Consider the following 21716-nt stretch of genomic DNA (forward strand, 5'->3'; position numbering starts at 1 on the left):
GGCAGCCTGTCCGTTTGCGTTTCGATGTCCTGAAACGATGACGGCCGGCTCAACTTTAAAAAAGAGTGAGACCTTCTCGAAGATCTTCAAAGGCATTCACGATCTGCAATTGAGTACAGAGCTCCGTGGTGATCTTGCGGCCTTAGGCCTAATTGGTTGCCGTGAATGGAAAAGGCCTGCCGGCCACCCGATTGCGACGCAATCCGAGTAATCAAGCGTGCGAAGGAGACAAACATGCAAGTGAAAATAGACGCTCTGCAAACCTTGCTGGGCAGCGCGACCCTGTCATGTTCCCAGGCTCAGGCTGACGTCCAGCCGCAGTTCCTCAGTGCCGACGCCAGCGATCCACAGGTCATAGGCTGGATGCAAGGTTCACCGCCGGCGCCGGAAAAGGTCGTGGGGTTCAGCAGCATCCTGCAGTTCCCGCAGACGCGCTGGTCGTTCTCGCATCTGCGCGAGCTGTTGCCAAGCGTGCAGGTCGCGCGTGGAAAGGGAGCAGCCAGCCCGTTACCTCGCGCCGAACGCGAAGACATCGACGCCCTGGTCTTCACTCCACTGGGCAGCGACCGCACTATGACCTGGGAACAGTCATTGAAGGCCAACTACACCGATGGGATCCTGGTACTGCACCGTGGGCAGGTGGTCTATGAACGCTACTTCGGCGCGTTGACTGATCAGGGCCAGCACATTGCGATGTCGGTCACCAAATCTTTTATCGGCACCTTGGGGGCGATGCTGGTCGAGGAAGGTAGTATCGACCCACAGGCGAAGGTCAGCCACTACGTTCTGGAGTTGAAGGACAGTGCATTTGGCGATGCCACGGTACGCCAGGTAATGGATATGACAGTCGGTGTTCGCTACTCGGAAGACTACGCCGACCCCAAAGCGGAAATCTGGGAGTACTTGCGAGCCGCCCATATGACGCCGCGGCCGGAGGGGTACGCCGGCGCTACCACGGTGACCGAATACCTGATGAAACTGCGCAAAGAGGGCGAGCACGGTCAGGCCTTTGCTTACAAGACGGTCAATACTGACGTTTTGTCTTGGGTGATCCAGCGCGCAACGGGGAAACCCATCGCGGTCAATCTACAAGAGCGCATCTGGAGCAAGCTGGGCGCCGAGCAGGACGCCTACTTGATCGTCGATGAAGTGGGTACCGCGTTTACCGGTGGCGGTTTCAACACCTCGTTGCGCGACTTGGCCCGTTTCAGCGAGATGATGCGCCTGGGCGGCAAGTTTAACGGCCAGCAGATCGTGCCCAAGAGCGTGATCGCGGATATTCGCGGGGGCGCCAGCCAGCAAGACTTCGCGAAGGCGGGCTATGAGCTACTGCCAAACTGGAGTTATCGCGACATGTGGTGGGTGTCCCACGACACTCATGGCGTCTACTCGGCGCGTGGGCTTCACGGACAAAGCATGTATATCGACCCCAAGGCGAAAATGGTCATTGTGCGTTATGCCTCGCATCCCCTGGCTCGCAGTTTGAACTTCGATCCGACTACCTTGCCCGCCTATCGAGCGGTGGCCAATCACTTGATGGCCAACTCACTATAGTGCGATGAAAAGCGGTAATAGCAGGCATTGGAGAATGGGCGGCAGTGTTCCGCGATGTACCGTTCGCCAATGCTGACTCGTTGATCAGCGCAGGTCTGAACGATTACTTATTTAACTTTTATATTTATACTGGGTGATACTGTGGGCTCGCTAACTAATCCTCAAAAGCCTAGTTTTAGAAGTCGCGCACTGATAGCCTATCTTTTGTTGATCAGGCGAAAATCAGTTTATGGCTCCTTGGACAAAGTGCTCAAGAGTTTTCGAAAATCACGAGAGCAGGGTCCTGCAAGACCAACTATTAAAATGCACAAAAAAATCTCTATCGAACTCCAGATAGTTGATGGTATCGAAGTCTACAGGCTAGCCCCTAAAAATGACCAAGCAAACTCAAAACATATTTTCTATCTTCATGGTGGTGCTTACGTTTGGCCTATCACATTTTTGCACTGGCGCTTCCTTCAAACGTTAGTCGAAAGATATGGCTATATTATCATAGTGCCGCTTTATCCTCTTGCACCAGAGACTAAATGTAAAATCGTTATTTTTCGCATGTTGTCTATATATAAGCTTGCTTGCTTTAACGCTCGATGTCACGCAATGAATGTAATGGGCGATTCAGCTGGCGGCGGCCTTGCAGTTGCCCTCTGCTACGCGTTGACGGACATCGGATGTATTCAACCTACAAAACTAGTATTGATCTGCCCATGGATGGATGTCACTTTGAGTAACGAGTTGATATCAAGAACGGAGAAGTCAGATCCAATGCTCTGCGCGAGAGGTTTAAGAGCGGCCGGCATGATGTATGCGGGAGGTCTCGGCACGGACCACGACTACGTAAGCCCGATTAACGGAGATCCAGAAAATCTACCTCCGATCCTTATTTTCGCTGGCACGCGCGACATTGCTCACCACGATGCAATCAATTTCTCTGAGAAAACGTTGGCACTCGGAGGTGAGGTTCAGTTGCATATAGGGCGAGGAATGATTCACGTATGGCCAATCTTCCCGATACCTGAAGCGAAACAAGCCATGGATAAAATAGCTTGTTTCCTTTAGCGTTAGTGCGAATGCCAACTGTCGGTTAAATTTGGCGTTCATGCAGGAGGTGGGAAAGTACACGTGAAAAAGTTCATTTTATCGCGGCGTGAGTTTGGCGCTTTAATGGCGCCCGTGTAGATCGGGTTTTCACCAATCGCTGTACAGCTTCCACATGGAATACCTTATAAGATGATGACTATTCATCGTGCATCGCCGGCACCAATTTGGCAGCAATCAAAGAACGCACAGGCATTGTTCGCGTTGCCGATAAGCTTGCCTTTGAGATGCAAAGAGTGAGCGCTTTTAATAAATATCCCCCTGGCTAAATAGCTTTATTTAGACACTAAGATCTCGCGGCTAACGACGGCATTGAAATTGCGATGCTGACTTCATGCTACAGAGCGAACGGAGGGCGGTTCTTCGTAACGTAAAGCACGGTAATTGTAATATATGGTAGGTATCCCAAGCGCGGTAGGTTCGTCATGCGATTAGCGGCGGTGATGTTGTCGTGCTATGTCTGCGTGAGCGTTCTTTCACCATGCGCATCTGCGGACAATGTAATGCTGAAAAATGGTGACCATATCAGCGGAGACATTATTTTGATGGAGGGCGCAAATCTTGTTCTAAGTACGAGTTACGGAGGCGATATAACGATCAGTAAGGATCAGATTCAGACTTTGGAAAGCAAGCAGCCGCTCATGGTAAGGCAAGTGGGCCAGTTGCAAGGAACGGTTGAATCGATTCGGGCCGGTCCGCGAGGTAATGTGCAGCCTGCTGTAGGCGTTGGTTTGAATTTCGTCGACCTTAATAATATCGATCAGATTATGAAACCCCAACCCAACCTCAAGGCTGCAATCTGGAAGGGGAATATTGACCTTGCGCTTCATGCTGAAAAGGTTAAGACAGAGAAGGATAATGTTAACCTGGCAGCACAAACAAGTTTTGTCAGTGGCCCTTGGCGCCATAGCGCGATTGCTCACGTCCGCGAAGACGACGATGAGGTTGCAAGTACGGCAAACTGGAGTGCCGAGTACTCTGTGATTCGTTTCCTCACCGATAGATGGCTTTGGGAAGGCGGCTTGAGTTACAAAAAAGACCAGATCGAAAACCTACAAACTAGGCGAAAAATTGGCACCGGTCCCGGCTACCAATTCTGGGACGATCAATTAGGCAATCTTACCGTTGTTGCACTGCTAAATCGTATGCGATTCGGGTACTCAGGCGGTGGCAGTAATACGTTTTACTTCACATCTGCCCGCTGGGACTTCAAACGATATCTAGTCGGAAGAAAGTTTGAATTTTTCACATCGGGTGAGCTGGGAAGGCCGCTCAGTGATATAGCATACTATGCTTATGACTCTGAGCTAGGTTTGCGCTACAGCGTCACAGAATGGGCTTCCTTAAATTTGAAGTACGAACACGCGGTAGTCGCGGGTAAGTCCGATAATAGCAACTTGGACAGTGCTAGATATACAGCCGGTTTTGGTGTGAACTGGTGATGTATATTTTGGCTGCATCCACGATGCTGAGGCCGGGCGTACTATTTCCTAGCGGCTTAGATACAAAAATTTAGATCCGCCTATGCAGGCGAGCGATGCCTGTCCATTTCAATATCGGGAGATGAAGCGTGAGTCGTAGCAAAAAAATGTTGGGCTGTGCATTTGTTATTGCAGTGGTGGCAGGGGCGCTCTGGGGGGCATGGAAATTTTCATCACCCTCGGTTCAACCCTTTGCTTCGCTAAGACCGCAAGGCGGTCAAGGATCTCCGGACTTGACGGTGCGTTTTCTGGGGGCTGGCACATTGAGCTTCGATGATGGGGAGACAGCAATCATGGAGGACGGTTTTTTCTCACGGCCCAGTATTTTTTCGGTGCTACTGACGCCTATACAGCCTAATGAGCAGCGCATCGATGCGAGTTTGCGCAGCGCTGGCATTTCCAAGCTTGCAGCGATATTCGTCGCGCACTCGCATTACGACCATGTCCTGGACAGTGGCTTGGTGGCTCTCAAAACAGGCGCTACCGTATTGGGTACAAAATCGACTGCCAACGCCGTTCTGGGTGCCGGATTACCTCCTGAGCGTATCAAGGTGATCAAAGACGGAGATTCTTTTTTGTTTGGTCAATTTCAAATCAAAGCCTTCGAGACCCCGCATTCACCACATCCCACCTCCCCAGGCTTCATAGATCATCCGCTGCACACCCCTGTCCCGGAGGGGGATTTCAAAGTTGGCGAAAACTTCTCATACCTGATCACTCATGGCAGCCGCCGTCTTCTGGTGATCGCCAGTGGTAATTACAGTCCAGGCAAGTTCAAGGATGTCAGGGCAGATGTGGTGTTTCTCGGCATCGGAACTTTAGGTAAACAAACCCCGGAGTTTGTCGCTCAATATTGGCAAGAGACGGTTGTCCAGACGGGCGCTAAAATCGTGATCCCGATCCATTGGGATAATTTTTTTGAGCCCTTGGACCAACCGTTGACCGCTATGCCGCGCATACTGGACGCTTTCGATCAGAGCATGGCCATGTTGCTCCCCCTGGCACAACGGGACGCTGTGAAGGTGCAACTGCCTGTCGCTTTCGCCCCTATCGATCTAGATGCCCGGTAGACATCGAATAGGCCCGCCACACGGTTGGCCTACGGAAGCCACCGCCAAATTATGAGAACGCAAGGACCTAATTTTCCTGGAGAAATACGGGGGCGTCCAAAAAATAGCCCTATGTGCTCGCCCTTGTGTCGGTTGCAGGCAGCAGTAATCAGCCGATGCCGAGTTGTGGGAGAAACCCGGCGCCAGTCACCAGGATGTTGTTGCGTCCATGTTGGCGTGTGGTGAAAAGAATGGCTCCGGCGTTGATCCCAAGGCCAGCTTCCAAGAGATGGCCCAGCGATTTGTATGTATGAAGCGTGCGGGCTATACCCGGCGTGACGGTTTTGACATCTGTGCATTGCACCCCAAGGAGCCGTTGAAGGCCTGTGAGTCGGCGCAATGAGGCCACGGATTTTTATTGCCTGTGATTTGGCAGCGCTTCCAGCGCCCTTATTCAGTGCGTATGGTGGCAAGCGCAGGACTATGTCCGTACTTATCAAAGCTGACCGAGACAACCATGAAACAGAACATTCTTCTTGCAGCCGTTTGCGCTGTACTGATCCAGGGCTGTACCTCCACCTCCAAAAGCCATGAGGACTCGCCCTCCATGCTCACGACTACCTCGGCTGCTGTAGCCCAGCCAGCTTTACCTGCCTATTACTGGAACCTGGTTTCGGCCAATGATGCTTCGGGTAAACCACTCGTCGCTCTGAACAAAGGCATCGAACGCAAGCTGCGCGTTTCCTTCGGTGACAAGAATCTGAATATCAGCGGTGGCTGCAACGGCCAGTTCGGCGGCTATCAGTATCAGGATGGGGTGTTGAAAGTGCAGTCACTGGCTTCAACGCTTATGGCTTGCGACAAGAGCCTGATGGACCTTGACGCAGAGGTCGCTCGACTGTTCAAGGGCGACCTGCGCGCCGTCATCACCGGCGACAACACGGCGCCGATGCTGCAACTGACTACCGCCAACGGCTCGGTGCTCAAGCTGCAGGGCGAGGCTACGCCGCAGACGCGTTACGGGAGCAAGGGTGAGGTCAAATTCCTGGAGGTGGCCGCCAAGACCGTCAAGTGCAGTCACCCGATGATTCCTGACTATCAGTGCCTTCAAGTGCGCGAGCGACGCTATGACGACGCCGGCCTGCAACTTGCGACCCAGGATGCGTGGCATCCGCTGTATCAGTCTATCGAAGGCTTCGAGCATCATGACGGCGTGCGCACTGTACTGCGGGTCAAGCAATACGAATGGAAGAATCCGCCCGCAGACGCGCCTTCGAAGGTCTACGTACTGGATATGGTGGTCGAGCAGGACGCTTCCGGGACTAGTCAGTAACCGAGACCTAAAGCCGGTGACGTTCGGGAAAATGGCCGGTTTTCGACGAGTGACAGGTCTAGATCAACGGTTCCAGCTCGGTTGGGGTTGTCACGTGTGTGTTTGCCAACTACCCTGAAAATGTTTGAATTATTACAAGCAATTTCGGTTTGGCTTTTTTCGGTCAAACGACTTCAGGATGAGGGACGAAAAAATGTTTTCACACGAAGGCACCGCAATAGAGCTGTTGACCCTGGTTTTCGCCGTGACGGGCGTGCTGTTGATTGCCTGGTTTATTCACCATCAATACGAGCTCAGGTCACGCAAGCGTGTAAAAAAACAACAAGGTGGTAATCAGCAGCCTTCCGCGCAAAACCGCTGATTGAGCATAAATCCGGGCCAGCCATTCGCGCCGGTTTCAGTTCGATGCTCCGAGGCTCGGCGTCAGCCACTGGCCTCGGATCTATTGATTCTCTGGGCCTTGACTTCACTTGCGTAGGCTTCAAGCCTTTGCTGCTGAGCTGTGAGTAGCGCGCAGACTTTCGTTAACGTCGCTACGTTATTGGATGCGCCGCCAGCTGCCAATGCCGTCAGTTGCACCACCGACCAGCCGATAACCGCGCTGGCGTCTTCAAGGTCGTAGAACAGTTCCTGTTGCGCTGTCCTGGGGCCGTCGAGGTCGTCTATCAAAAGCGTGCACTCTGTGTGGGGTAAAAAGCTTAAGCGTGTACGACAGGGTAGTCATACCGGTACACAAGGGAAATTACAGACAAAGAAAAGCCCGCGATGGGGGGCGGGCTAAAGGGGATGTTTTCAGGAGCTGTAGGCACAATAGGCGCACGTCTGTGAAAGCTTTGTGAAACGCGCTCCTGAATTGAAATGCGTCTACACCGGCGAAATAGTCGCCAGCATCCCGATACCAATGGTCAGCACCAAAAAGCCGAACAGGAAAATTGCCATCTTGGTCATAAGGCCTCCGAAGGGAAGGGGGGACGACAGGAATGTCGGGATGGGGCTATTGTCCGCCTGGAGCGGTTTTCAATACAGGCGCAGATAGAAAAGAAAAAACCGTATCAGATTGCCCGTTAGCGCCTGCGCCGGGCCTTTTCAAGCCAACAGTTTTTATAAAGATCAGCGCCGCGCCCTGAGACAGCCACCGCATTTGCCCCTAAGATAGCGCCCACTGCATCAACAATAAGAGTGGGTCCACCCTCGATGGAAAGACGCCAGTTCAGCGGTGGCATGCAAGGCAAGAACCTGCGCTACCTCAACGATCCCTCCCGGCAAGCAGCGTTGGTGACCCGCGTCGGTTTCCTGCTACTTGAACACTTCTCTCTGCCCGCTTTCACCCAGACCCTGGACACGCTGGTGACCGCCAATCTGTTGCGCCCCGAGCTATTTGCTTCGCGCACCTTCGGTTGGGGCGAAGGCGAAGTCATCAGCGACCTGGGCCTGGTCATCCGCCCCGATGCGAGCCTGGAACCTGCGGTCTTGCCGGACTTGGACCTGCTGGTCATCTGCGGGGGCTTTCGCACCGAACTCAAGGCCAGCGAACCCTTTACCCAGCTGTTGCGCAGCGCGGCCGAGGCGGGTGTCAGCCTGGCGGGTTTGTGGAACGGTTCGTGGTTTCTCGGTCGCGCCGGCCTGTTGCAGGGCTATCGCTGCGCCATTCACCCCGAGCACCGTCCGGCGCTGGCGGAAGTATCCAAAGGCGCCCAGGTCACCAGCGAGCCCTATGTGATCGACCGTGATCGCCTCACTGCGTCCAGCCCCTCCGGTGCTTTCCACATGGCGCTGGACTGGATCAAGAGCCTGCATGGCAAAGCATTGGTCGAAGGTATCGAAGATATCCTGGCGTTCGAAGAGTCGCGCTATCGCCGTATCAAACCCACCGAAAACGTCTGTGTCAGCGCACCGCTGCGTGAAGTAGTGAAGTTGATGGACGCCAACCTCGAAGAACCCCTGGAACTCGACCAACTTGCCGTCTATGCCGGTCGCTCCCGCCGCCAACTGGAGCGCCTGTTCAAGGAGCAACTGGGAACTACGCCACAACGCTACTACATGGAACTGCGTGTGACCGAAGCGCGGCGCCTGTTGCAGCATACGGAGCTGTCACAGGTGGATGTGCTGGTGGCTTGCGGGTTTGTCTCGCCGAGCCATTTCAGCAAGTGCTACAGCGCGTATTTCGGATATCGCCCCTCCAAGGAGAAGCGGTTGGTCAGGTAACGTGGCAGGAGTTGAAGCGCCTTCTGAAGGAATGTAAATGGTCATAACGCTTATGGATCGTTATCGCGGCAGCTTGCTTGGGCTGGCGTGCGGCGACGCAGTAGGAACCACGGTTGAATTCATGCCCCGCGGCAGCTTTTCTCCCGTCACAGATATGCTTGGAGGCGGGCCGTTCAATCTCAAGCCTGGCCAATGGACGGACGACACGTCCATGGCGCTGTGTCTGGCCGAAAGCTTGTTGCACAAGGGCGGCTTCGATGCGAACGACCAGATGGGACGTTATCTGAATTGGTGGAAGTGCGGGTATCTGAGCTCTACCGGTGAGTGTTTCGATATCGGGATGACGATTCGCGATGCGTTGGCGATGTTTCAGCAAACTGGCGACGGTTTTTCGGGCTCAACGAATCCCTATTCCGCCGGTAATGGATCAATGATGCGCCTTGCGCCTGTGGTGTTGTTCTATTTCCCAGACTTGGAGAACATCCGCCGTTTCACTGCGCAAAGCTCACGCACAACCCATGCTGCCCAGGAAGCCATCGAGTGTTGCCAACTGCTGGCAGAAGCCATCGGTAACGCACTGAGCGGTGTTTCGAAAGGTGAAGTGCTGAGCTTCTCAAACACCTCTTTGTCAGCTCCAAAGGTCACGGCTATCGCACGCGGCGAATACCGCGATAAAACGCACACCGAAATCGTCGGCTCAGGTTACGCGGTGGCTTCCCTGGAGGCCGCATTCTGGTGCTTCGATCACACTGCCAGTTTCGCTGAGGCTGTGCTTGCTGCCGCAAATCTGGGGGATGACGCTGACACCACCGCCGCAATCGTAGGTCAATTGGCAGGTGCATATTATGGTGTGCACGCTATCCCTATCGGTTGGCTGGACAAGCTATGGATGCACGATGAAATCCAAGACACCGCTGATGCCTTATACAGTGCCTCGCTCATGCAGCGACAAGGCTTAGAACCGCTCCAATCGATAGGGCCGTAACTCAGCCACCCGCTCTCCCGTCGCGAGTTGCCCAACCCTTTCGGCGGTCACCGCCGCCTGTGTCAGCCCCAAATGCTGGTGCCCGAACGCAAGCAGTACTTTGCCGTCGCACACCCGGTCGATGATCGGCAGCGAGTCGGGCAGGGACGGCCGAAACCCCATCCACGGCGTGGCGCCACGGTCGCTGAGGTCGTGACGAAACAGTCCTTTGCTCAAGCGATGCAGCTGCCAGGCCCGCTGCATATTGGCCGGGCGGTCGAGGCCGGCGAATTCGACCGTGCCGGCCAGGCGCAAACCGCCGGACATGGGGGTCATGATGAACTTGCGCTCCAGCGAGGTGACGGCAAAGGGCAGGCGCTGATGCTCGTGGGGCAGCATCAGGTGATAACCGCGCTCGGTGTCCAGCGGCACCTGTTTGCCGGTCAGTGCGGCGGTGAGTTTGGCCGAGTGCGCACCGCAGGCGATGAGTACTTGGCGCGCTGTCAGTACACCTTGGTCGGTCATCAATGAAACGCCGTTGCCCTCCAGGCGTCCATCCAACACGCGCTGCTTCAGAAATTGCACACCCTCGGCCTTGGCCGCGTTCACCAGTTCGCCCACCACGGTGTACGGGTCGAGAAAGTGCCCGGTAGTGGGGAAGAACAATCCGCCTTGTATCGCGTCGCTCAGTTGTGGCGCGGCCTTGCGCACCGCATCGCCGCTCCAGAAGTTCACCGCTACGCCTTGCTGAGTCATGCGCTGCTGCAACGCATCGATGGCAGCGCGGGATTCGGCGCGCTCAAACACCAGCAGTGAACCGTCTTCACGCAACAAATGCGCTTGCCCAATGGAGTGCAGCAAGCGCTGCCACGCACCCAGGCTGCCTTCGTTCAATGCACGCAGGCCGGCCACGGTGCGCTGGTAGCTTGCCGGTCGCAGATTCAACAATAGGCGAATAAACCAGGGCAGGGCGCGGGGCAGGTAGGTCCAGTCCAGGCGCAGTGGGCCCATGGGGTCCAGCAGCATGGCCGGCAAGCGCTTGAGGATCGACAGGTCAGCAATGGGAAATACCTGCTCTGTCGCCAGGTGACCGGCATTGCCGTAGGAGGCGCCCATGCCCGGCGCCTGCGTGTCGACCACCAGCACTTGGCGGCCCTGGCGCGCCAGCTGCAAGGCACAGGCGACGCCGATGATGCCGGCGCCGACCACCACAATGTCTGCTTGATTGGGCTGAGCCATGGCTACGCCTCTCTCTGGCCGTCAAGCAGGCGCCGCAGCCCTAGCGGGTTGTCGTGCCCGAGCGCAGCGGGCAGCAGCGCATCCGGGAAATCCTGATAGCACACCGGCCGCAGGAACCTTTGGATCGCCGCCGTGCCCACCGAGGTGCTGCGCGCATCCGAGGTCGCCGGGAACGGCCCGCCATGCACCATCGCATCGCAGACTTCCACGCCGGTCGGCCAGCCGTTGACCAACAGGCGCCCGGCCTTGCGTTCCAGTACCGGCAGCAGTGCGCGGGCCTGTAGCAGATCCAGGTCATCTATATGCAAGGTCGCGGTGAGTTGACCTTCCAGGTGTTCGGATACCCGTCGCACTTGCTCGGCATCGCCGCATTCCACCACCAGCGAGGCGGCGCCGAAGACCTCGGCCTGCAGGTGTTCGTTGCTCAGGAATGCCTGGGCCTGAGTTACGAACAGATGGGCCTGGCCTTGGTTCGGCCCAGCTCCCGCCAGGCCCTTGGCGGCGACTTGGGCGTGCCGGGACAATGCACTCACGCCGGTTTCGTAGGCGCTGAAAATGCCCGGGGTGAGCATGGTCTGCGCCGGGCAACGTGGAAGCAGATCACTGGCGACCTTGATAAATCGGTCCAGGGCGCTGCCTTTCACGGCGATTACCAAGCCAGGGTTGGTGCAGAACTGGCCGGCACCTTGGGTCAGTGACGCGACGAAACCTTCGGCCAATGCCTCGGCCCGTGCTTCAAGCGCGGCAGGAAACAGGTACACAGGGTTGATCGAACTCATTTCCGCATACACCGGGATCGGCTCCGGGCGTGCCTGGGCAGCCTGGCACAGCGCGACACCACCACTGCGCGAACCGGTAAAGCCTACGGCCTTGATGCGCGGGTCGGTCACCAGTGCGATACCCACCTCGTTACCCGCGCCATAGAGCAGTGAAAATACCCCTTCGGGCAAACCACACTGTTTGACCGCCTGGGCAACGGCGCGGCCCACCAGTTCGCTGGTGCCGGGGTGGGCGCTGTGGGCCTTGACCACCACCGGGCAACCGGCTGCCAGTGCCGATGCGGTATCGCCGCCCGCCACGGAGAAGGCCAGGGGAAAGTTGCTTGCCCCAAACACTGCGACCGGGCCCAGGGCGATATGTCGCTGGCGCAGGTCGGCGCGGGGCAGCGGTTGGCGCTGGGGTTGCGCTGTATCGACTCGTACGTCGAGCCATTCACCCAGGCGTACAGTGCGGGCAAAGGCGCGCAGTTGCCCGCAGGTACGACCGCGTTCACCTTGAATGCGTGCGCGGGGCAGGCCGGTTTCGGCGCTGGCGCGTTCGATCAATTCATCGCCCAGGGCTTCGATGTTATCGGCAATGGTTTCAAGAAACCCGGCGCGGTCTGCCAAGGTGGTTTCGCGGTAAGTATCGAACGCGGCCCATGCCAGTGCGCAGGCCTGCTCGACCTGCTCGCCATCGCCGCCGGCATAGGCGGGTTCCAGTGGCGTGTCGGTGGCGGGGTTGATAGCGCGGATCGCATCGCGATGGCCGCAAAGGGATTGCTGACCAATCAGCATCTTGCCTGTCAGAGTCATGGGGCATCCTGAAAAACAGAGGGGTGTTGTAGGAGCGAGCAAGCTCGCTCCTACAGAAAATCAAGCGACGTTCTGTTCCGCCGACCAGTTGGCATACCACTGGCGGAACAGCGCGTACTGCTGCTCGGCATAGCGGCGCTGGGCAGCGCTGAGCACATCGGTTTCGTTGAAGTGCAGGGCGTACTCCTGGTCACCGTTGAGCACCATCAGGTGCTTGTAATACAGCACCAGGTCGCAGCCTTCGTCGAACGACGACAGCACCGCCAGCGCGGCTTCCAGCTCGCGCGCCTGGCGACGGGCCTTGGCATCGCCCTTGGCGGCTTTTTTGCTCAGGGCCACCAGTTGCAGGACTTCCCGTGGCAGCGCGTTGCCGATGCCGGTGATCGCGCCGGTGGCGTTGCAGTTGACGAAACCGTGCACCACCTGGGTGTCGACACCGACCATCAGGGTCACGTCATCGTCCTGGGAGGTGATGTTTTCTGCGGCGTAGCGCAGGTCGGCAGCGCCGCCGAACTCCTTGAAGCCGATCAGGTTCGGGTGCTCGCGGCGCAGTTCGAAGAACAGATCGGCGCGGGTGGCGAAGCCGTAGTAGGGACTGTTGTAGATCACCGCCGGCAGGTTGGGCGCAGCGTTGAGGATCGCCGCGAAGTGGGCCTTTTGCGCGGTGACCGAAGCCCCACGGGACAGCACGCGGGGAATCACCATCAAGCCATGGGCGCCGACCTTGGCGGCATGGGCCGCGTGGGCCACCGCCTCACGGCTGTTCACCGCGCCGGTGCCGACGATGGTCGGCACGCCGGCCGCGACCAGACGCGCCACGCCTTCCTGACGCTGAGCCTCGGTGAGCAGCGGCCAATCGCCCATGGATCCGCAATACACCACCGCACTCATGCCGATATCAATCAGCTCGCGGCCTTTGGCGACCAGTGCGTCAAAGTCCGGTTGGCGCTCGGCGGTGCAGGGGGTCATCAGGGCGGGCATGCAGCCGGTGAAGATGTTGTCGCTCATGGTGCTAACTCCATTCAGGTTAATAAATAAAAGGCTCAGATGCCCCAGGCAAACGGGTCCTGCTCGTCGATCAGCAAGGTGCTGTCGGCAGTCATGTACGCGCGGCCGGTGATGAAGGGACGCACGCGTTCGCCGTCCCATTCATAGCGGCCCTGGAACTGGCTGCCGGTGATGCTGGCTTGTACCCAGGTCTGCCCCGCAGCGAGTTTTCCATCGGCGGCCAGGCACGCGAGCTTGGCGCTGGTGCCGGTGCCGCAGGGGGAGCGGTCATAGGCTTTGCCGGGGCACATCACGAAGTTGCGGCTGTCGGCGTGGGCGTCGTCGGCGAACAGTTCGACATGGTCGATCAACGCGCCGTCTGCGCCGTGAATACCTTGGGCCTCAAGGGCCTTGAGCATCGCCCAGGTGTAGTCGGTCAAGACGTCAACGTTGCTCATCTGCAGGGCCTGGCCGTGGTCCGACACCAGAAAAAACCAGTTGCCACCCCAGGCGATGTCGCCCAGCACCACGCCATACCCAGGCACCTGCACCGGTACCTGCTGGCGGTAGCGGTAGGCGGGCACGTTGCGCAGGGTTACGCCACCGTCTTCGTGCAGCGTGGCTGCCACCGGGCCTACCGGGGTGTCGATGGTGTGGACACCTGGCGCGATAAGGCCGAGGTAATGCAGGGAGGCGACCAGGCCGATAGTGCCGTGGCCGCACATGCCGAGGTAGCCGGCATTGTTGAAGAAAATCACTCCACAGGTGGCGCCCGGCGTGACCGGCGCGCAGTACAGTGCACCGACCAGCACATCGTTGCCCCGTGGCTCCAGCAGGCAGGCGCGACGCCATTGATCGTGATGAGTGCGCAGATCTTCAAGCTGCTCGGCGACGGTGGTGCCCGCCAAAGCCGGGAAGCCGTTCATGATCAGGCGCGTGGGTTCGCCACCGGTGTGGGAATCGATTACATGCAGTCGCTTCATGGAAGGTTCCATCAGTGAGTGGCCGCCGAGAGGGGAGTGTCGTAGTGGCTGTCAGGGACCGCTTCGCTTTCATCGTCTTCGGTCTCCAGGCGTACCAGGTGGGCCGGCACACCGGTGGCGGCGCCCCAGTAGTAGATGCCCAGGGCGCAGGCCGCTACGACCAGCGTGTCAAACGGGTGGCTGATCACGCCGATACCGCCAAAGCTGCCGAGCTTGGAGAGCAAAATGGTCACGGCGTAGAAGCCGATCAACCAGGCCGAGGAGCGTACTTGCTGCTTGAGATTGAGGTGCGCGGTCGGTACCCAGCGTGCACACAGCAGGTACACCACAAACATCAGGATTTGCAGGCCCAACAGCCATGACACCGTGTTCCAGCCTGACCAGTACACGATCAGCGCGGCGATGATGAATGACAGCGGACCCAATACCGCCATGCCCTTGACCCGGAACGGCCGCGCCATGTCCGGTGCATTGCGGCGCAGAGCGGCGACGGTCACCGGGGCCACGGCGTAGCTCAGGATCAACGCGGCGGACACCACGTTGATCAGCGCTTCCCAGGAAGGGAACGGCAGGGTCCAGAACACCGACAGGCCAAAGGTCAGCCACAGCGCCGGGCGCGGGATGCCGGACTTTTCATCGATGCGCGTGAAGATCTTGAAAAAGGTGCCGGTCTGCGCCCAGCCATACACCACGCGCGGGGTGGCATTCATGTAGATATTCCCGCATCCGCTGGGGGAGATCACCGCATCGGCCACCACCAGATAAGCCAGCCAACCTACACCCAGCGCCAGAGCGATATCGCGATACGGCAGGGCCAGCTCCTTGCTGATGCCGGCCCAGCCATTGGCGAGCATTTCGGTGGGCACACCGCCGAGGAACGCGGTTTGCAGCAGCACATAGATGGCAGTCGACAACAGCACCGAGAGAATCAGCGCGATGGGAATGGTGCGCTGCGGGTTCTTCACTTCGCTGGCCACCGAAATGATCGGCGTCAGCCCCAGGTAGGCGAAGATCACGCCGCCAGCCGACACCGCCATCTCAATGCCCGAGAGGCCGAACGGTGCAAAACCATGCATCTGGAAGTTCGCCGGTTTGAAGAAGGTGAACAGCACGCCGATCACCAGCAACGGCACGATGAACTTGAACACGCTCACCAGGTTATTGGCGATGGCGAACGTCTTGACGCTGCGGTAGTTGAGGATAAAGAACAGGCATAGCAGCGCGAACTGCACCAGCCAGCCCAGGGTGGTCGGGTCGCTGGAACCAGCCTTGGTCAACTCCGGAAACCACGCTGCGGCGTATTGGCGCGAGGCAACCACTTCAATCGCCACCAGGCTGGAAAACGCGATCAGCGTAATAAAGCCCATCAGGTAGCCCAGCAACGGGCCATGGGAGTACACCGGGTAACGCACTACGCCACCGGCGCGGGGCAGGGCGGCGCCGAGTTCGCAATAGACAATGCCCAGCAACAGCACGGCGAACCCACCCAGCAACCAGGAAAAAATCCCTGCCGGGCCGGCGATGGCCGACACGTGACTGGCGGCGAATAACCAACCCGAACCGAAGATGGCTCCCAGCCCGATAAAGGTGAGGTCCATCAGTGACAGCTGTTTCTTGAACTTGCCTTGGCCTGACATAGCGGCGCCTTCTTGTGAGTTATTGGATAGGCATGCAGTGGCGCTATCGTGAACCCGCCAGCCCGGCGGCGATTGATGTTTTACGTGGGGATGAATGACGAATTCAGCACAATTTCCCGCACTCGACAGCGCCCGGCACATGGCGCAATCTGCTGGCCGTCGATCAATAAAAGGGCGGTGAAAGTCATGTTGCACAGCGCGTTTGCGAGCCTTCTCCACGGCAGCCGCCCCGACAGCATCGAGCAGCTATTGAACGGGGTAGAGCAGTTATTACCGATGTTCGACGTGCTGCCCAACGCCGCGATTTTTATCAAGGACATCGACGCCCGCTACGTGCTCGCCAACCGCACCCTGGTGCAGCGCTGCGGCCTGAGGCAGTTGCAACCGCTGCTGGGCAAGACCAGCGCCGAGGTGTTCCCTGCGCAACTGGGGCCGGGCTATACCGAGCAGGATCGGCGTGTGCTCGAACGGGGGCAGGTGTTGGAAGACCAGCTTGAATTACACCTCTACGGCACCCGCGAACCCGGCTGGTGCCTCACGCACAAATGGCCGCTGTACAACCGGCTCGGTGCAATCATTGGCTTGGCCGGGATTTCGGTAGACCTGCAATCGGCCAGCGAAACCCATCCGGCTTATCAACGCCTGGCGGCGGTGGATGAACACATCCGCACCCACTTCAACCGCCGCGTCACCTTGGGTGAGTTGACCCGTATCGCCGGGATTTCCGTGGCGCAGCTGGAGCGTTACTGCAAGCGTGTTTTCCACCTGACACCCCGGCAGATGATCCAGAAGGTACGCCTGGAACATGCCCGGCGGTTGTTGCATAGCGAGCTGCCGATTACCGAGGTGGCGCTGCAATGCGGGTACACCGACCACAGCGCGTTTACCCGCCAGTTCAAGGCATCGACCGGGTTCACCCCCAGGCAGTATCGGCAGACAACGCCAAGAGACAAGACAGACGAAAATCCAGTGTGGGAGGGGCGGTGCGACGATTCGACTTGCTCCCGATAGCTGTGGGTCAGATAAACATATGCTGACTGACACACCGCTATCCACATTTTAGATTGCTGCCGGCCCTGGCTCTATTTCAATGCAACGAATGGCGCGCAGGCCCCTCATATGCTTACGAGTAACCTTTAACGACCACAGGTACCGAGCTTATGACCGCGGCGAACAACGATCATGTGAACTGGCTGGTGCAACAATCAATGCTGCACGCGGCGCGGCAGCGAGCCAAGCTCTACTCCGGGCAAGGGCGCTTGTGGCAGCAGCCCTACGCGCATACCCGGCCGCGTGATGCATCAGCCTTGTCGTCAGTGTGGTTCACCGCCTACCCGGCGTCGATTGTCACCCGCGAAGGCGGCACGGTGCTCGAAGCGCTGGGGGATGAAACCCTCTGGCATGCCTTGTCGAAAATCGGCATTCAAGGCATTCACAACGGCCCATTGAAAAAGTCCGGTGGCTTGGCTGGCACCGAACACACCCCGACCATCGACGGCAATTTCGACCGCATCAGCTTCGACATCGACCCTCAACTGGGCACCGAGGCGCAGTTACAGGCGTTGACGCGCATGGCCGCCGCGCACAATGCGGTGATCATCGACGATGTAATCCCATCCCACACCGGCAAGGGCGCAGACTTTCGCCTCGCGGAGATGGCCTACGAGGACTACCCCGGGCTGTACCACATGGTGGAAATCCGTGAGGAAGATTGGCCGTTGCTGCCGGACGTGGTCGAGGGCCGTGATGCGCAGAACCTCAGCCCGGTGCAGGTGGACGCACTGCGCGACAAGCACTACATCGTTGGCCAGTTGCAGCGGGTGATCTTCTTCGAACCCGGGGTAAAGGAAACCGACTGGAGCGCCACGCCAGAGGTGGTCGGCGTGGATGGCAAACCACGGCGATGGGTGTACCTGCATTACTTCAAGGAAGGCCAGCCGTCGCTCAATTGGCTGGACCCCTCGTTCGCCGCGCAGCAGATGATCATCGGTGATGCGTTGCACGCCATTGATGTGACGGGCGCGAAGATCCTGCGCCTGGACGCCAACGGTTTTCTCGGCGTGGAGCGCAAGCTGGACGGTACGGCCTGGTCGGAAAGCCATCCGCTGTCGATCACCGGCAACCAGTTGCTCGGCGGCGCAATTCGCAAGGCCGGTGGTTTCAGCTTCCAGGAACTCAACCTGACTGTGGATGACATTGCCTCCATGTCCCACGGCGGCGCCGACCTGTCATACGACTTCATCACCCGGCCAGCCTACCAGCACGCGTTGCTGATGGGCGACACTGAATTCCTGCGCCTGATGCTGCGCCAGATGCACACATTGGGCATCGACCCGGGTTCGTTGATCCACGCGCTGCAGAACCACGACGAACTGACTCTGGAGTTGGTGCACTTCTGGACGCTGCACGCCCATGACACCTTCCTGTTCCAGGGCCAGACCTTTCCCGGCAACATCCTGCGCGAGCATATCCGCGAGCAGATGTACGAACGACTGACCGGTGAACATGCGCCGTACAACCTCAAGTTCGTCACCAATGGCGTGTCCTGCACCACGGTCAGCATCATCACTGCTGCCCTGGGCATTCGTGACCTTGAGGCGATTACCGCTGCGGATATCCAGCAGATTCGCCAGATCCATTTGCTGCTGGTGATGTATAACGCCATGCAGCCTGGGGTGTTCGCGTTATCCGGCTGGGACCTGGTGGGCGCGCTGCCGTTGGCGGCCGAAGACGTGGCGCACCTGATGGCCGATGGTGATACCCGCTGGATACATCGCGGCGCTTACGATCTGGTCGACCTGAACCCCGAGGCCGAGCTGTCGGCCGGGCAGATGCCGCGCTCCAAAAGCCTGTACGGCAGCCTGAACCACCAGTTGCAGGACCCGGACTCATTCGCTTCGCAATTGCAGAAAATCCTCAGCGTACGCCGCGCCTACGACATCGCCGCGAGCCGTCAGATCCTGATACCGGATGTCGAGCATCCGGGGTTGCTGGTCATGGTTCACGAACTGCCGGCGGGCAAGGGGACGCAGATTACTGCGCTGAACTTTGGTGCCACGCCGATCACCGAATCCCTGCACCTGCCTAACATCGCACCGGGGCCGGTGGTGGATATCATCAATGAGCGTGTAGAAGGGGACCTGACAGAGGAGGGCACGTTCACGATTACGCTGGATGCCTATGAAGGGCTGGCGTTGCGGGTAGTGAGCAGCACGCCGATGTAAATGGATATTGGCCCGACGTAGGAGCGAGCTTGCTCGCTCCTACACCTGGCATTATGGCAAGCCGATCAATGATGCTTATTCTTGTGCTTATGCTTGTTGCCTTTGTGCTTGGCGCCGCCTGAGCGATGATCGCTCTCGTCATCGGCCAGGTTATTACCCAGCGCGCCACCGGCTGCACCACCGACGCCTGCGCCGATGGTCGAACCGGTGGTGCCGCCCAGGCGATTGCCAATCACCGACCCGCCTGCCGAGCCCAAACCGCCGCCAATCGCCGCTTCGGTTTTATTGCCCTTTTGCGCGCCGACCGCGCCACCCGCTGCGCCACCCACACCTGCGCCGATGGCCGCACCGGTGGACCCGCCGAGCTGTTGGCCTACCACATTGCCCAACGCGCCGCCGACACCGCCGCCCAGTGCGGCAGTGCCATCTCCGGCGGCCAGGGCCCCTTGGGAAATCAGGATGCCCAATGCCAGGGCAGGGAATGTCATTTTCATTTTTTTTACCTCAAGGGCTGTCTCAGGCGCTCACGGGTTAAAGCACGCCTGGCATTCAGATTAGAGCACATGCGGTATCACTGCGGTTTTTGCGATAGTCATTGGCGCAAGAAAAAATTTCTTGCAGCCCTCTTGAATTCCGTTTCCTCGTCCATAAATTTTTGATCACGCGATGCCGAATGCGGGGCGCGTACTAAATCACTTGGAGAAACTCAGGAGATTTTAAAATGGCTACTACCCTTTCGTTGGCCCCACTGTTCCGTCAATCGGTGGGCTTTGACCGCTTCAATGACCTGTTCGAGTCGGCGCTGCGTAGCGAGGCTCCGAACTCCTATCCACCTCACAACGTGGAAAAGCACGGTGACGACGCGTACCGCATTGTCATCGCCGTCGCTGGCCTGACCGAGGAGGATCTGGATATCCAGGTCGAAAGGGGCGTCTTGACGGTTTCCGGCGGTAAACGCGAAACCGACGATAAGGTCGCTTACCTGCACCAAGGCATTGCTCAACGTGCCTTCCGGTTGTCGTTCCGCCTGGCGGACCACATCGAAGTGCGCGGCGCAGCCCTGACCAATGGTTTGCTGAGCATCGACCTGCAGCGCGAGGTGCCTGAAGAGGCCAAGCCCAAACGCATCACGATTGGTGGCGAAACCAAGCCTGAACTGCGTCAGGTAAGTGTGCAGTAACGCAAACGGCGGTAAAAAGGCGCTCTACGGAGCGCCTTTTTTGTGCGCGTCAGACCCCGGTCTTGGCCTCGAACAACTTCCTGGCTTCGGCAAAACACTTCTCGGCAATGGCCGAGCGTGGTTCGGTCTTGCGCATCACCATGCCCAGGGGCGCGAGGACGCTGGCGTCCGGCAGGTTGATGAACGCCAGGTTCTCGATCGGGCTTTCCAGGCCGCTGTCCAACGGCATGATCGCGCAGCAGAAGCCTTCGTGGATCGCCTGGAACAGTTGATAGGTGGAATCGCTTTCGAGGATGGGCTGCGGATCCAGGCCACGGCTGCGGAAACTCAGGTCGATGGATTTGCGGTAGTGCATACCGTTACTGATCATCCCCAGTGGCAGTTCGGCGGCGTCTTCCCAGCTCATTTGGGTGCCTTCGAAATGGAAGTGGCGGGTGTCGTAGAGCAGCCCGACACGGGTCTCGCCCATTTCGAAAAAATCCAGATAGTTGGGATTGACGTGGTCCAGGTAGCACACACCCAGGTCCAGCTGGTTGGTGCCCAGCGCTTCGATGATCCTGTCCGAACTCATGGATGTGAGGCTGAACTTCAGTTCCGGGAAGGTGTGGGACAAGTCCTGAATGAAACTGATCGGGTTGAAGCCGCTCAGGGGCACCAGGCCCAGGCGCAGGTTACCGACCAGTTGACCACGGCATGCGGCGGCTTCGGCAAACAGGCCGTCATGGGCGGCGAGCAGGGTCCGGGCCCAGGCCAGTACGCGCTCGCCGGCTTCGGTGAAGCCTTCAAAGCGCTGGCCGCGGGTGACCAGCTCCAGGCCCAGTTCATCTTCCAGGTTGCGCAGGCGCATCGACAGGGTCGGCTGGGTGATATGGCAGCGTGCGGCAGCCTGGCCGAAGTGCCGGGTCTGCTCCAGCGCGATCAGGAATTTGAGTTGCTTTATGTCCATTAATGCACCTGCCTGGGAATAAGTGAAAAGCCGTTCATGGCGCAAGGTGCTGGAACCCCGCGCAACCCGGCGAATGAATGAGCAGACGATCTCATTGTAACGGCAGGCACGTCCAATCACCTGTATTGACAGAGTGATTGATGCACTCGATAGCAGTCCAGGGCCGGCAGTAAAAGCCGTGATAGAAACGCTCGATAACCCGGTCAGTCGTAACGATTAGACAGCCATCGTTTCAGCGCTTTAGCCTCAGGCCATTGTTTTGATA

Annotated in this window: 19 protein-coding genes; 11 read left to right on the top strand and 8 right to left on the bottom strand. The window is 58.3% G+C overall.

Annotation, left to right across the window (positions count from 1 at the left end):
• The first annotated feature begins 234 nt into the window (after positions 1-234).
• The 6 genes from E4P00_RS16825 to E4P00_RS16850 all read left to right on the top strand — a co-directional run bounded on the left by E4P00_RS16825 (position 235) and on the right by E4P00_RS16850 (position 6873).
• Complete coding sequence (locus E4P00_RS16825; protein WP_078821290.1) at positions 235-1554, top strand: serine hydrolase; 1320 nt, start codon at positions 235-237, stop codon at positions 1552-1554.
• A gap of 303 nt (positions 1555-1857) precedes the next feature.
• Positions 1858-2610, top strand: coding sequence for an alpha/beta hydrolase (locus tag E4P00_RS16830; RefSeq protein ID WP_005788065.1), 753 nt, complete (start codon positions 1858-1860; stop codon positions 2608-2610).
• A gap of 542 nt (positions 2611-3152) precedes the next feature.
• Complete coding sequence (locus E4P00_RS16835) at positions 3153-4091, top strand: DUF481 domain-containing protein (RefSeq protein ID WP_232289424.1); 939 nt, start codon at positions 3153-3155, stop codon at positions 4089-4091.
• 128 nt (positions 4092-4219) lie between these two features.
• A complete protein-coding gene (locus E4P00_RS16840) occupies positions 4220-5200 on the top strand; it encodes an MBL fold metallo-hydrolase (RefSeq protein ID WP_216091438.1) in 981 nt (326 codons plus the stop codon).
• Between the two features lie 586 nt (positions 5201-5786).
• The gene (locus E4P00_RS16845) at positions 5787-6512 is read left to right on the top strand and encodes an META and DUF4377 domain-containing protein (protein WP_248130128.1); all 726 of its coding nucleotides are present in this window, start codon (positions 5787-5789) and stop codon (positions 6510-6512) included.
• Positions 6513-6690: 178 nt separating this feature from the next.
• Positions 6691-6873, top strand: a complete 183-nt coding sequence (locus E4P00_RS16850; RefSeq protein WP_143508449.1) for a hypothetical protein — start codon at positions 6691-6693, stop codon at positions 6871-6873.
• A gap of 62 nt (positions 6874-6935) precedes the next feature.
• Here E4P00_RS16850 and E4P00_RS16855 read toward each other — a convergent pair whose 3' ends face one another.
• The gene (locus tag E4P00_RS16855; protein ID WP_032875609.1) at positions 6936-7181 is read right to left on the bottom strand and encodes a hypothetical protein; all 246 of its coding nucleotides are present in this window, start codon (positions 7179-7181) and stop codon (positions 6936-6938) included.
• Positions 7182-7733: 552 nt separating this feature from the next.
• Here E4P00_RS16855 and E4P00_RS16860 point away from each other — a divergent pair.
• Together E4P00_RS16860 and E4P00_RS16865 are read left to right on the top strand one after the other, a co-directional pair.
• A complete protein-coding gene (locus E4P00_RS16860; protein WP_248132274.1) occupies positions 7734-8717 on the top strand; it encodes a GlxA family transcriptional regulator in 984 nt (327 codons plus the stop codon).
• Positions 8718-8754: 37 nt separating this feature from the next.
• Positions 8755-9702, top strand: a complete 948-nt coding sequence (locus E4P00_RS16865; protein WP_078821293.1) for an ADP-ribosylglycohydrolase family protein — start codon at positions 8755-8757, stop codon at positions 9700-9702.
• On the opposite strand, the gene E4P00_RS16870 is transcribed toward E4P00_RS16865, so the two are convergent.
• Genes E4P00_RS16870 through E4P00_RS16890 form a run of 5 tightly spaced genes read right to left on the bottom strand, consistent with a single transcriptional unit; the run spans position 9673 to position 16101 of the window.
• Positions 9673-10920, bottom strand: a complete 1248-nt coding sequence (locus tag E4P00_RS16870; protein WP_078821294.1) for an FAD-dependent oxidoreductase — start codon at positions 10918-10920, stop codon at positions 9673-9675. The two genes, E4P00_RS16865 and E4P00_RS16870, sit on opposite strands and share 30 nt — an antisense overlap.
• A 2-nt stretch (positions 10921-10922) precedes the next feature.
• The gene (locus tag E4P00_RS16875) at positions 10923-12494 is read right to left on the bottom strand and encodes an aldehyde dehydrogenase (NADP(+)) (RefSeq protein ID WP_248132199.1); all 1572 of its coding nucleotides are present in this window, start codon (positions 12492-12494) and stop codon (positions 10923-10925) included.
• A gap of 60 nt (positions 12495-12554) precedes the next feature.
• Complete coding sequence (locus E4P00_RS16880) at positions 12555-13502, bottom strand: dihydrodipicolinate synthase family protein (RefSeq protein ID WP_032875598.1); 948 nt, start codon at positions 13500-13502, stop codon at positions 12555-12557.
• Positions 13503-13537: 35 nt separating this feature from the next.
• Positions 13538-14464 (bottom strand): 4-hydroxyproline epimerase, encoded by a 927-nt coding sequence (locus E4P00_RS16885; RefSeq protein WP_078821296.1) that lies wholly within the window; start codon positions 14462-14464, stop codon positions 13538-13540.
• Between the two features lie 11 nt (positions 14465-14475).
• Positions 14476-16101, bottom strand: coding sequence for an APC family permease (locus tag E4P00_RS16890; protein ID WP_032875592.1), 1626 nt, complete (start codon positions 16099-16101; stop codon positions 14476-14478).
• 186 nt (positions 16102-16287) lie between these two features.
• Between E4P00_RS16890 and E4P00_RS16895 the strand changes: the two genes are divergently transcribed.
• Entirely contained in the window at positions 16288-17112 is an 825-nt protein-coding gene (locus E4P00_RS16895) for an AraC family transcriptional regulator (protein ID WP_216091433.1), read from the top strand.
• A 149-nt stretch (positions 17113-17261) separates the two neighbouring features.
• Positions 17262-19325 (top strand): maltose alpha-D-glucosyltransferase, encoded by a 2064-nt coding sequence (treS, locus tag E4P00_RS16900; RefSeq protein ID WP_248132201.1) that lies wholly within the window; start codon positions 17262-17264, stop codon positions 19323-19325.
• A gap of 65 nt (positions 19326-19390) precedes the next feature.
• Here the strand turns inward: treS and E4P00_RS16905 are convergent, their stop codons facing one another.
• Positions 19391-19819 (bottom strand): glycine zipper domain-containing protein, encoded by a 429-nt coding sequence (locus E4P00_RS16905; RefSeq protein WP_248132203.1) that lies wholly within the window; start codon positions 19817-19819, stop codon positions 19391-19393.
• A gap of 227 nt (positions 19820-20046) precedes the next feature.
• On the opposite strand from E4P00_RS16905, the gene E4P00_RS16910 reads away from it, so the two are divergent.
• Positions 20047-20505 (top strand): Hsp20 family protein, encoded by a 459-nt coding sequence (locus tag E4P00_RS16910; RefSeq protein ID WP_103734430.1) that lies wholly within the window; start codon positions 20047-20049, stop codon positions 20503-20505.
• 49 nt (positions 20506-20554) lie between these two features.
• On the opposite strand, the gene E4P00_RS16915 is transcribed toward E4P00_RS16910, so the two are convergent.
• Entirely contained in the window at positions 20555-21451 is an 897-nt protein-coding gene (locus E4P00_RS16915; protein ID WP_248132205.1) for a LysR family transcriptional regulator, read from the bottom strand.
• Positions 21452-21716: the final 265 nt, after the last annotated feature.

The sequence above is a fragment of the Pseudomonas sp. B329 genome, from assembly GCF_023127835.1.
GTDB lineage: Bacteria > Pseudomonadota > Gammaproteobacteria > Pseudomonadales > Pseudomonadaceae > Aquipseudomonas > Aquipseudomonas synxantha_A.